9 protein-coding genes are annotated in these 11,755 nt (G+C 71.0%); 6 read left to right on the forward strand and 3 right to left on the reverse strand.

The features are described 5' to 3' along the window. Window positions 1-283: 283 nt before the first annotated feature. Complete coding sequence (lipB, locus tag BN1056_RS06415; RefSeq protein ID WP_210579961.1) at window positions 284-970, reverse strand: lipoyl(octanoyl) transferase LipB; 687 nt, start codon at window positions 968-970, stop codon at window positions 284-286. Window positions 971-1,123: 153 nt separating this feature from the next. Between lipB and lipA the strand changes: the two genes are divergently transcribed. From lipA to BN1056_RS06445, 6 genes are all read left to right on the forward strand, one after another. Next, complete coding sequence (lipA, locus tag BN1056_RS06420; protein ID WP_210579874.1) at window positions 1,124-2,203, forward strand: lipoyl synthase; 1,080 nt, start codon at window positions 1,124-1,126, stop codon at window positions 2,201-2,203. A 36-nt stretch (window positions 2,204-2,239) separates the two neighbouring features. Further along, the gene (locus BN1056_RS06425) at window positions 2,240-2,962 is read left to right on the forward strand and encodes a DUF4191 domain-containing protein (RefSeq protein WP_210579875.1); all 723 of its coding nucleotides are present in this window, start codon (window positions 2,240-2,242) and stop codon (window positions 2,960-2,962) included. 179 nt (window positions 2,963-3,141) lie between these two features. Further along, window positions 3,142-4,566, forward strand: coding sequence for a type I glutamate--ammonia ligase (gene glnA / locus BN1056_RS06430; RefSeq protein ID WP_210579876.1), 1,425 nt, complete (start codon window positions 3,142-3,144; stop codon window positions 4,564-4,566). A 97-nt stretch (window positions 4,567-4,663) separates the two neighbouring features. After that, on the forward strand, window positions 4,664-5,611 hold the full coding sequence (locus BN1056_RS06435) for an ABC transporter substrate-binding protein (protein WP_210579878.1): 948 nt from the start codon (window positions 4,664-4,666) through the stop codon (window positions 5,609-5,611). 8 nt (window positions 5,612-5,619) lie between these two features. Beyond that, window positions 5,620-6,621: an amino acid ABC transporter permease gene (locus BN1056_RS06440; RefSeq protein WP_210579880.1), complete on the forward strand. Its 1,002-nt coding sequence runs from the start codon at window positions 5,620-5,622 to the stop codon at window positions 6,619-6,621. Then, window positions 6,618-7,436: an amino acid ABC transporter ATP-binding protein gene (locus BN1056_RS06445; protein WP_273042312.1), complete on the forward strand. Its 819-nt coding sequence runs from the start codon at window positions 6,618-6,620 to the stop codon at window positions 7,434-7,436. Before BN1056_RS06440 ends, BN1056_RS06445 begins: the two co-directional genes overlap by 4 nt. Before the next feature lie 47 nt (window positions 7,437-7,483). On the opposite strand, the gene BN1056_RS06450 is transcribed toward BN1056_RS06445, so the two are convergent. Both BN1056_RS06450 and BN1056_RS06455 read right to left on the reverse strand, forming a co-directional pair. Continuing rightward, window positions 7,484-8,134 carry a histidine phosphatase family protein gene (locus BN1056_RS06450; protein ID WP_210579883.1) on the reverse strand — a complete coding sequence of 217 codons (651 nt, stop codon included), beginning with the start codon at window positions 8,132-8,134 and terminating at the stop codon, window positions 7,484-7,486. A 47-nt stretch (window positions 8,135-8,181) separates the two neighbouring features. Further along, window positions 8,182-11,712, reverse strand: a complete 3,531-nt coding sequence (locus tag BN1056_RS06455; RefSeq protein WP_210579966.1) for a bifunctional [glutamine synthetase] adenylyltransferase/[glutamine synthetase]-adenylyl-L-tyrosine phosphorylase — start codon at window positions 11,710-11,712, stop codon at window positions 8,182-8,184. Window positions 11,713-11,755: the final 43 nt, after the last annotated feature.

Here is an 11,755-nt window from a genome sequence, read left to right on the forward strand (position 1 = left end):
GGCCCGCCTCGATCAGTGCGTACTGCAGCTGCGGCGCGAGCGCGTCGGGATCCTCCGCCCGCTCGTCCCGCCGGCGGCTGCGGTGCTGGTTGGTGCCCATGGCCTCCATGTTCGCCGGAGCGGCGCCACGGCGCCAGGGTCAATGCGTCGCCTGTGGATAACCCGTCACACCTGCCACCGCCCACCCGCCAGGACCGGCGCCGGCAACGCGCCCAGACCGGTCGAAGTCGCTGAGGCCGGCCGGGCGGGCGACCACGCCGACATCCACCGCCACGGCTCCGGGCTAGGCGTCGGCCATGAGTGGGGTCAGGTGAGTCTCCAGCGCCGCCATCACCGGATCGGCCAGTTCGGCCGCCGTGTAGTGGATGCCGGTCGCGGCTGTCAGCGAGGTGACCCCGGCGTCGGTAATACCGCAGGGGATGATCCGGTCCAGGTCGAATGCGGCCAGGTCGGGGTCCACATTCAGGCCGATGCCGTGCATGGTGGTGCCGCGCGCCACCCGCACCCCCAGGGCGCAGACCTTGCGCTCACGCGCCTCGCCGTGGCCCGATTGTGGGCCCGGCGGCACCCACACCCCCGAGCGCCCCGCCACGCGCATAGTGGTTACGCCGTAGTCGGCGCATACGTCCATCACCGCCGCCTCCAGGGCGCGCACATACTTGATCACGTCGATCGGCTCGACCAGGCGGATGATCGGGTAGACGGTCAATTGCCCGGGACCGTGCCAAGTCACCTTGCCGCCGCGGTCTACGTCCACCACCGGCACGCGCTCGGGCCCAGCCAGCGGGCCGGCCGGACGCTCCCATGAGTGCGTGCGCCGCCCCACCGTGTAGACACTCTCGTGCTCGAGCAGCAGCACCGTCGCAGAACGGCGGCCTGCGGCGACGTCGGCGTGCACGGCGCGCTGAAGCGCCCAGCCCTCGTCAAAGGGCACCAGGCGGGTCCCCAAGCCGACGTCGACGCGTTCCAATCCGTGCACCTCGCCAGCCTAGATGAGACCCGTGCGGCGGCGCGTTGCTCGTGCCGGTAGCGACGCGGGGTGGCGGATGAGTGACGACCGGGGCGGACCGCATAGACTACGGGCCGATGGTCCTACGCCAATGGTCCTACGGGAGGAGTTCCAGTGCCCGACGCCGTCGCCCCTGAGGGCCGCCGCCTGCTGCGTGTGGAGGCCCGCAACGCCCAGACGCCGATCGAACGCAAGCCCGCCTGGCTGCGCACCCGCGCCGTGGTGACCGACACCTACCAGGATGTGCGCGGCCTGGTGCGCAGCCACGGCCTGCACACGGTCTGTGCCGAAGCCAACTGCCCCAACGTCTACGAGTGCTGGAACGACCGCGAGGCGTCCTTCCTCGTGGGCGGAAGCATCTGCACCCGCCGCTGCGACTTCTGCGACATCGCCACCGGCCGTCCCACCGAGTACGATCCGGACGAGCCGGCCCGGGTGGCCGCTTCGATCAGGGAGATGCGCCTGCGCTACGCCACCGTCACCGGGGTGAGCCGCGACGACCTGCCCGACGGCGGTGCCTGGCTGTACGCGGAGACCGCCCGCCAGGTGCATGAGCAAGTTCCCGGCTGCGGCATTGAGCTGCTGGTGCCCGATTTCAGGGGCCACCCGGAGTCGCTGCAGGAGGTCTTCTCCTCCCGCCCGGAGGTGTTCGCCCACAACCTGGAGACCGTGCCGCGCATCTTCAAGCAGATCCGCCCCGCCTTCTCCTACGCCGGCAGCCTGGACGTCCTCGCGCGCGCGTCGCAGGCCGGACTGCTGACCAAATCGAATCTGATCCTGGGGATGGGCGAGACCCGCGAGGAGATCGAGCAGGCAATCGCGGACCTCATCTCGGTCGGTGTCAACATCCTGACCCTGACCCAGTACCTGCGCCCGTCCAAGCTGCACCATCCGGTCGACCGGTGGGTCAAGCCGCAGGAGTTCCTCGAGCTGGCGGCGCTCGCGGAGGACCGGGGCATCGACGCGGTCATGAGCGGCCCCATGGTGCGCTCCTCCTACCGCTCGGGGATGCTGTGGGCGCGGGCGATGCGTGCCACGGGCCGGGAGATTCCCGCCAACATGCGCGACCTGGCCGAGCCGACTACGGCCCGCCAGGAGGCCGCCGCCCTGCTCGCCGCCGGCGCCGCCGGGACCGCCCCACGCTCCGCGGCCGACCGGGCGGCGCCGAGCCCGGTGGGCCGGGCCGCCTCCTGAGGGACGGCGTGCGCCGTCGTCGGCTAAGGTGGGATCGTGAGCACAGCCCAGAGCGCCCAGCCGAAGAAGAAGCGGCGCCTCGCACAGGTCGCCCAGAACGTCAAAGACTCCTACACGATCTCACGGCGCAGCTATCCGTGGATCGGCTGGGCCCTGCTCGGCATCCTGGTTGCCCTGGTGGCACTGGCCGTTGTGCTGTCAGCCGTCACGAGCCAGGCGCTGTGGTACTGGCTGCTGATGGGCGTGCTGCTGGCGCTAATGGCAGACATGGTGGTTCTCTCACTGGCCACCCGCCGTGCCTCCTACATGCAGATCGAAGGCCACCCCGGTGCGGTCAAGGCCGTGCTCGATCAGGCGGGCCGTGGCTGGTACGTGGAGTCGGATCCGGTCGCCTTCAGCCCCAAGGGCCAGGACTTCGTATGGCGCCTGGTGGGACGCCCGGGCATCGTGCTGGTGGCCGAAGGGGCGCCGGGTCGTACCCAGCGCCTGGTTGAGGATGAGAAGAAGGTGCTGCGGCGCATCCTGTCCACGGTTCCGGTGCACGTGATCAGCGTGGGCACCGCAGAGGGACAGACACGCCTGATCCACCTCGAGCGCGAGTTGCGGCGCCTACCCACCAAGCCCACCAAGCTGACCAACACCGAGATCGACCGGGTCGCCAAGCGACTGTCGTCCCTGTCCTCCAAGGGCCTGCCCATCCCGAAGTACATGGACCCGAACAACATTCGTCCGGACCGCCGCGCCATCCGCGGCCACTGAACCGCCGCCGCGCCCGCCCGAGGCCGGCGCGCCGCACGTCTGCGGACCGGCTCGGCCATGCAGCCGAAACACGGCGGACATATTCGCGGCACCGCCACGACACCACGCCCACCTAGCCTGCATACCCACGCCCGGAAACTCTCGGGCAAACGACACGCACACCCTGACGGAGGGACCACATGTTCAGTGACGCTGCGGAAGCGCTGGCCTACATCGAGAAGGAGGATGTGCAGCTGGTTGATGTGCGCTTCTGCGACCTGCCCGGCGTGATGCAGCACTTCACCATTCCGGTTGCCGCCTTCAAGGATGAGGCGCTCACCGAGGGGCTCATGTTCGACGGTTCCTCCATCCGCGGCTTCACCGCCATCCACGAGTCGGACATGAAGCTCATCCCGGACGTCACCACCGCCTTCCTGGACCCCTTCCGTGAGCAGCGCACACTGGTAATCAACTTCTCAATCGTGGATCCCTTCACCGACGAGGTCTACGCCCGCGACCCCCGTTCGATCGCCGCCAAGGCAGAGGACTACCTGCGTTCCACCGGCATCGCCGACACCTGCTACATCGGTGCGGAGGCCGAGTTCTACCTGTTCGACTCCATCCAGTACGAGACCACACCCGCCTCCACGCGCTACCTGATCGACTCCGCCGAGGCGGCCTGGAACACCGGCCGTGACGAGCCCGGCGGCAACAAGGGCTACAAGACCGCCTTCAAGGGCGGCTACTTCCCCGTATCGCCCAACGACCAGATGGCCGACATTCGCGATCGCATCGTGCGCACCTGCATTCAATCCGGCCTCGACATCGAGCGCGCCCACCACGAGGTCGGCACCGCCGGGCAGCAGGAGATCAACTACCGCTTCGCCTCCCTGCTCGCCGCCGGCGACGACATGATGAAGTTCAAGTACATCGTCAAGAACGAGGCCTGGCGCAACGGCAAGACCGCCACCTTCATGCCCAAGCCGATCTTCGGCGACAACGGTTCGGGCATGCACACGCACCACTCCCTGTGGAAGGACGGCAAGCCGCTGTTCTTCGACGAGCGCGGCTACGGGCAGCTCTCCGACCTGGCCCGCTGGTACATCGGCGGCATCCTGCGTCACGCCCCCAGCCTGCTGGCCTTCACCAACCCCTCGGTCAACTCCTTCCACCGCCTGGTGCCGGGCTTCGAGGCGCCGGTGAACCTGGTCTACTCGGCGCGCAACCGCTCCGCCTGCATCCGCATCCCGGTGACCGGCTCCTCCCCCAAGGCCAAGCGGATCGAGTACCGCGTGCCCGACCCGTCGGCGAACCCCTACCTGGCCTTCGCCGCCACGCTCATGGCCGGCATCGACGGCATCCGCAACCGCATCGAGCCGCGCGAGCCCGTGGACAAGGACCTGTACGAGCTGGCCCCCGAGGACTACCACGACATCGACAAGCTCCCGGGCACGCTGGATGAGGCGCTGGAGGCGCTGGAGGCCGACCACGACTACCTGGGCGAGGGCGACGTCTTCACCCCCGACCTGATCGAGACCTGGGTGGACTACAAGCGCACCAACGAGATCGCCCCGATGCGCCAGCGCCCCCACCCCTACGAGTTCGAGCTGTACTACGACCTGTGAGCGGCCTCTCGTGCCGGCCCGCCCCAACCATTTGCATATCTATGCTCTGATGTGGATATCCTGGCGGCGGCCGTAGTCCTCGATTCGAAGGAGCCGCATGAGATCCGCACGCACCTTGAGCGCGCGCGTCGCCGCCGGGCTGTGCCTGGCGCTGACGGCGACGGTGCCGCTGACCGCCTGTACCGACGCCGCCGATTGGAAGGCCACCCAGACCGGCGACGCCGCCGCCTTCACGGGCTATGACACCTCCGGCATCCAGGCACAGCAGGACATCATCGACATGCTCCCCGAAGGCGCCCTGGCCGACGGCGTGCTCGACGTGGCCGCCTCCACCGACTATGCGCCCGCCGAGTTCCTGGACACCGACGGCACCGCCATCGGCTACGACGTCGATCTGACCAAGGCCATCGCCGCCGTGCTGGGTGTCGACTCGACCACGCACACGGCTGAGTTCGACTCCATCATCGCCGCCGTCGGCTCCAAGTACGACGCCGGCATCTCCTCCTTCACCGTCACCGCCGAGCGCGAGTCGGCCATGGACATGATCGCCTACATCAACGTCGGCTCCCGCTTCAACGTGGTCGCCGGCAATCCGGAGGGCGTGGACCCCTCCAACCACCTGAACCTGTGCGGCCTGACCATTGGCGTGCAGACGGGCACCGCCCAGGAGGAGGCCATGAACGCCGACTCCGCCGCCTGCACCGAGGCGGGCTTGCCGGCCATCTCCGTGCGTTCCTACTCGACCCAGTCGGAGGCGACCACCGGTCTGATGGGGCACGTGATCGACGCCGTCTACTCCGATTCGACCGTGGCCGGCTACGCCATCGAGCTGACCGACGGCGGGGTGGAGACCGTCGGCGAGATCGAGGATGCACTCCCCCAGGCCATCGTCCTGACCAAGGACGATCCGCAGTTCAACGCCGCCATCCAGGCGGCCGTCCAGTACCTCATGGACTCCGGCACCTGGGAGGAGATCCTGGACGCCTGGGGCATTGAGGATGCCGCACTCACCACCGCCGAGCTGAACCCGAACGTGGAGCAGTGATCACCACCATGAGACCCCCTCAGCCCACCCAACCCGCTTCTGCTGCGGCCGCCTCCGGCGCCGACCAATCGGTCCAGCTGAACCGGCCCAAGCCGGTTCCCCGGCCCGGCACCTGGATCAGCGCCACCATCGTCGCGATCCTCGGTGCGATGCTCATCCACGCCCTGCTCACCAATGAGAAGTTCCACTGGGGCACGGTCTGGTTCTTCTTCCGTGAGGTGCACGTGGTGCGGGCGGTCGGCTGGACGCTGCTGCTGACCTTCCTGGCGATGCTGATCGGCATCGTGCTGGCGGTGACGACGGCGGTCATGCGCCAGTCGTCGAACCCGGTGCTGCGCGGCGTGTCGCTGGCGTACCTGTGGTTCTTCCGCGGCACCCCGATCTACACGCAGCTGGTGTTCTGGGGGGCGCTGTCCGCCCTGTACCAGTACCTGAGCCTGGGCATTCCCTTCGGGCCGGAGCTGATCACCTTCCGCACCACGGCGGTGTTCACGCCTTTCGTCGCCGCCGTACTGGGGCTGGGCATCAACGAGGGCGCCTACCTGTCGGAGATCGTGCGCTCCGGCCTGGCCAGCGTGGATCCCGGCCAGACCGAGGCGGCCGGCGCACTGGGAATGAGCCGGGGGCAGATCCTGCGCCGCATCGTCCTGCCGCAGGCCATGCGCGTGATCGTGCCGCCCACCGGCAACGAGACCATCTCCATGCTCAAGACCACCTCGCTGGTGCTGGCCGTCCCCTTCACGCTGGACCTCACCTTCGTCACCAACTCCTACGCCTCCTACACCTACCAGACGATCCCGCTGCTGATCGTGGCGGCCCTGTGGTACATCATCATCACGTCCATCCTGATGGTCGGCCAGCACTTCATTGAGCGCTACTACGGCCGCGGCTTCGACGGGTCCGCCGCCACCGCCGGGAACCGCACAGGCCGCGGCCTGTCAGCCCGTCAGCAGGCCATCCTCGACTCCCACACCACCAAGGACTCCCCCTTCCTGGAGGTCACCCCGTGAGCAGCACGAACTCGACCACCGCCCAGCCCGTCCCGCTGGGTACGCCAAAGGTCCGCATCGCCGGACTGCACAAGTTCTTCGGGGAGCTGCACGTACTCAAGGGCATCGACCTGATGGTCGAGCCCGGCTCCGTGACCGTGCTGGTGGGCCCGTCCGGATCCGGGAAGTCCACGCTGCTGCGGTGCATCAACGAACTGGAGACCATCGACGCCGGCCGCGTGTGGGTCGACGGCGAGCTGATCGGCATGCGGGAGGAGCAGCGCCCCGACGGCTCCGTACGGCTGCACGCCCTGACGGACAAGCAGCGCGCCGCCCAGCGCTCCAAGATCGGCATGGTCTTCCAGCGCTTCAACCTGTTCCCGCACATGACCGCGCTGGAGAATGTCATTGAGGCGCCCGTCCACGTGCGTCACGTACCCAAGGACCAGGCCCGCGCACGCGGCATCCAGCTACTGGATCGGGTGGGGCTGGGCGACCGGCTTGACCACTACCCCTCGCAGCTGTCCGGCGGGCAGCAGCAGCGCGTGGCAATCGCCCGGGCGCTCGCCATGGACCCGGAGCTGATGCTCTTCGACGAGCCCACCTCCGCCCTGGACCCGGAACTGGTCGGAGAAGTGCTCCAGGTGATGAAGGACCTGGCCGCCGACGGCATGACCATGGTGGTGGTCACCCACGAGATGGGCTTCGCCCGGGAGGTCGGCGATCAGCTGGTCTTCATGGACGGCGGCCTCGTGTGCGAGTCCGGCAACCCGGTCGAGGTACTGGACCATCCCACTCAGGAGCGCACCCGGGCCTTCCTGTCCTCCGTGCTGTAGCCGGCCGCGCGGCATAACCGCTGCTACGACACCTCCGGGCCGGCGCACTAGCCGACGGCGTCGGCCCGCCAGGTGCCCTCGTCCCAGTCGACCAGCCGCCAGCCCGACTGCGGGTCGCCCTCGACCACGCTGACGGCCGTGTTGCGCATGGGGTGGTCCGCAATCCAGGCGGGGTCCGCACCCCCGCCGACCGCCGCGGCCAGCGCCGTCCACAGGCGCAGGATGGTGCCGTGCGCCACCAGCAGAGCGGTGCCGCCGGCGCGGGTGGAGTTGTAGATCTCCTCCACCACGCCGTTGAAGCGCGCGAAGGTATCCGCACCGTCCTCGGGGCTGCCGGGGATGCGGGCGGCCGTGCGCCCCACCATCCAGGAGCGGGTGGTGTCGGTGTAGCAGGCCACGGAGCGGATGTCGGTGTTCATCTCGATGTCGCCGGCCAGCACCTCGCGCAGGCCGGGGCGGATGCGGGCGGCCAGGCCGGTCGCCTGCTCAATGGGAGCGATCGTCTCCCGGGCCCGCTGGATCGGGGACACCCACAGCGAGGAGATGGCGTCCAAATCCCCGCTGGACGCCAGGCGACCCGGCAGCAGCGAGGCCTGCTCCACCCCGACGGCGTCCAGGGAGTTGCCGGGGAAGGCGGTATCCAGGGCGCCGGCGACGTTGGCAATGGTGCGGCCGTGTCGGACTAGCAGAAGCTTCACGGGCCTATACTGTCAGGCTCGCGGGCCGAGGGCGACGTCAGGACCGTTCAGGACCAGGGGTAGGGGCCGGCGCCGCGGGGGCGTCTGGGGGGACGGGGCCTGACACTCCCGCCGCTGCCGGCGGCGCCGCTGGTGCCGCCCGTGCGTGCCTGTCCGTTCCCACGCGGACCCGCCGGGCGGGTGCCCGCGGCGGTCGTGGGCGGGGCCGGCCGCGCCGGGGCGGCGTCGCCGAAGACGACGTGCTCCACCACACGCCGGGCGTGCCGGGCGGTGCGGCGGTAGATGTCCTCCAGGTCCCGTTCCCTGCCGGCGGGCAGCCCCAGCAGCCGGCCGACCAGGCGGATCTCGCGCGGCTCCGTGGGCAGTACCTCCACCCGGCTGGCACCCTCGCGGCCGGTTCCCAGCACGGTGGCGGCACGCACCCGGGAGGCCAGCACCCAGGCGGCGGTGAGCTTGCCGGCCTCATCGACGCCGAGCAGGCCCGCCTGGGTGGCGGCGGACAGGGCCTCCAGCGTGGAGGTGGTGCGCAGTCCGGGCACCTGCGCCGCCCGGGTCAGTTGCAGCACCTGCGCGGACCATTCGACGTCGGACAGGCCCCCGGGGCCGAGCTTGACGTGCCGGCTGGGGTCGGCGCCGCGCGGCAGCCGCTCTGCCTCCATGCGGGCCTTAAGGCGGCGGATCTCCCGCAGCCCGGCGTCGTCGAGCCCGTCCGGGCTCCAGCGCAGCGGGTCGATGAGCGCCTCGAAGCGCGCTCCCAGGTCGCGATCGCCGGCGCAGGGCCGGGCGCGCAGCAGCGCCTGCCGCTCCCACACGGAGCCCCAGCGCTGGTAGTACTCGGCGTAGGAGTCCAGGGAGCGGGAGACCGGCCCCTGGCGCCCCTCGGGGCGCAGCCCGGTGTCCACCTCGAGCGGGTGGGGGCGCGCCTGGGCCAGCAGCCGGGTGACCCATTTCGCGACCGCCTCCGCCTCGGCGGCGGCCACGTCCGGGTCGGCGCCGGGCCGCGGCTCGTGTACGAACAGCACATCGGCGTCGGAGGTGTAGGTGATCTCCCGTCCGCCCAGGCGCCCCATAGCGATCAGCGCGTGACGGGCGGCGGCACCGGGCCAGGCGCCCTCGGCATCGGGGCCGGCGGCGACGGCGGCCGGCCCGTCCCGCTGCGCGATCACCAAGCCGGTGGCCACCGTCAGGGCGGCCCCCAGGACCGCGTCGGTGGCGTCGCCGAGGATGCGGGCGGTGCGAGCGGGGTCCACGCCGTCGAGTGAGTCGGCCAGGGCGGCGCGGATCAGCTCACGCGTGCGCACCCCCATGACCGCGCGGATCGCCTCCGCGGCCTGCTGCTCGATGCCGGCAGGGTCCGTGGCGGTGAAGGAGCGGCGCCGCAGTACCCGTTCCGTCTCGGAGCAGATCGCGCCGGGCGGGCGGGCGGCCAGTTCGGCGTCGTCGTCGAGCCAGGCGATCGACTCCGGACGCTCGGCGAGCCGGTCGGTGGTCCAGCGAGCACCGGATAGCACCTGGCACAGGCGGCGGGCGGCCACCGGAGAGTCCCGCAGCATGGCCAGGTACCAGTGGGAGCCGCCGATGGACTCCGACAGGCGGCGGAAGGACAGCAGGCCGTGGTCGGGGTCGGGGCCCTGCCCGATCCAGCCGATGATCACGGGCAGCAGCTGGCGCTGAATGGCGGCGCGGCGACTGACGCCTTCGGTGAGCGCCTGGATGTGGTGCAACGCGCCGTCGGGGTCGAGGTAGCCGAAGGCCGCCAGGCGTTCGCGCGCGGCGGCGGGGGTGAGACTCAGTTCCTCCGTGGTCAGGCTGGCGGCGGCGCTGAGCAGCGGCCGGTAGTAGATCTCCTCGTGCAGGGCCCGCACCCGGCGGCGCACCCGGTGGAAGAGCCTGCGCACCGCGTCGGCGTCCTTCAGCCGCCTGCGGTCGATGCCCCGCCCGATGCGGCGCAGGTCTGCGTCGGCGGCCGGCAGGTCGTGGGTACGGCGCATGCGCAGAAGTTGGGCGCGGTGCTCCAGCAGCCGCAGCATCCGGTAGCAGTCGGCCAGCTCGGCCGCGTCGGCGCGCCCCACGTAGCCGCCGGCGGAGAGCTGCTGAAGCCCATCCAGGGTTCCGCGCACGCGCAGGCGCGCGTCGGCACGGCCGTGCACCAGTTGCAGCAGCTGCACGGTGAACTCCACGTCTCGCAGGCCGCCGGGGCCGAGTTTGATGCGGCGGTCGTCGGGACCCGGCTGTGCGGACTCGGACTCGACCCGGCGGCGCATGGCGCGCGCGTCGTCGACGAAGTTCTCCCGCTGGCTGGCCGACCACACCAGGGGTGCGACACCGGCCTCATAGGCGGCGCCGAGCTGCCGGTCGCCGGCGCAGGCGCGCGCCTTGAGCAGTGCCTGGAACTCCCACGAGGAGGCCCAGCGCTGGTAGTAGGCCAGGTGCGAGTCCAGGGTGCGCACCAGGGCGCCGTCCTTGCCCTCGGGGCGCAGCGCGGTGTCCAGCGGCCACAGCGGCGGCTCGGCGCCCGACGCGGAGGTGATGCGGGCGATCTCGGTGGCGATCTGTGCCCCCACCCGCAGGATGTTCTCCTCGTCCGCCGCGGCGTCGGAGTCCGCCGCACGCTCTATGCCGTCCCGGTGGGCGGGGCCGACGACGTAGACGACGTCGACGTCGGAGATGTAGTTCAGTTCGCGGGCGCCCGTCTTGCCCATGGCGATGATCGCCATGGCCACGTCCGCGGCGGCGGGTCCCACGACGGCGCGGGCGATGGTCAGGGCGGTCTCCAGGGCGGCGTCGGCCAGGTCTGACATGCGCCCGCCCACAGTAGGCAGGTGCGCCAGTGGGCTTGCGGCGGTCAGGTCGTCGGCGACCACGGCGAGCAGGCGGTCGCGGTAGGCCACGCGCAAGGCGCTTATGGCGCGGCCGGTAAACGCCTCGGGAAGGGGGGTGGGGGCGTCTACAAGCACGGCGGCAACGGCGTCGTGCAGGCCGGTGGCGACGTCGGGGCGGCCGGGGGCGTCCCAGGCACGCGCGGGGGCGAGGGCGTCCAGGTGCTCGGGGTGGGAGATCAGGAAGTCGCCGAGCGCCTGGGAGGCGCCGAGCACCGCCAGCAGGCGGCTGCGGTGGCCGGTGAGTTCCTGCTCGGCGGAGTCGACGTCCGCCTCAGCGTCGGGGGCTCCCGTGTCTGTGTGCCCAGCCACTGGCTCCAGGCGCAGCAGCCGCGCGAGCGTGCGAGCGGGAGCGCCCACGCCGTCGGACTCGGCGTCGGCGGGCACCGTATCCGGACCCGCAGTGGGCTCGGCGGCGGTTTCTGGGCCGCCGATGACCGTGCATGCCTCCGCCAGCCGGACCAGGGCGAGCAGGGCCAGGTCCGGGTCGGCGGTGCGGCCGAGCTCGTCCACCAGCCTTATGCGGGCCGGATCGAGGGCGGGCAGTTCCCCGATGTCGGCGTCGGGCGCCGGGGACACGGCGGGCAGCAGGGGGGACAGCGCCGGGTCGGTGAGCAGGCCGTAGGCGCGATCCACCTCGGTGAAGCCCGCCCACAGGAGCCGGGCGCGCGTGCTGGGCCACGGGCCGTGCCCGGTCAGGGCCGGGCCGCGACCGGTGGGCGTGTCGGGGCGCGCATTCCGA

It is taken from the genome of Actinomyces succiniciruminis (assembly GCF_900002405.1).
In the GTDB taxonomy this organism is placed as follows: Bacteria; Actinomycetota; Actinomycetes; order Actinomycetales; family Actinomycetaceae; genus Actinomyces; species Actinomyces succiniciruminis.

Coding starts and splice junctions, on each gene's coding strand:
- glnA (WP_210579876.1), top strand. CDS start 3,142: ATGTTCAGTGACGCTGCGGAAGCGCTGGCCTACATCGAGAAGGAGGAT.
- BN1056_RS06435 (WP_210579878.1), top strand. CDS start 4,664: ATGAGATCCGCACGCACCTTGAGCGCGCGCGTCGCCGCCGGGCTGTGC.
- BN1056_RS06440 (WP_210579880.1), top strand. CDS start 5,620: ATGAGACCCCCTCAGCCCACCCAACCCGCTTCTGCTGCGGCCGCCTCC.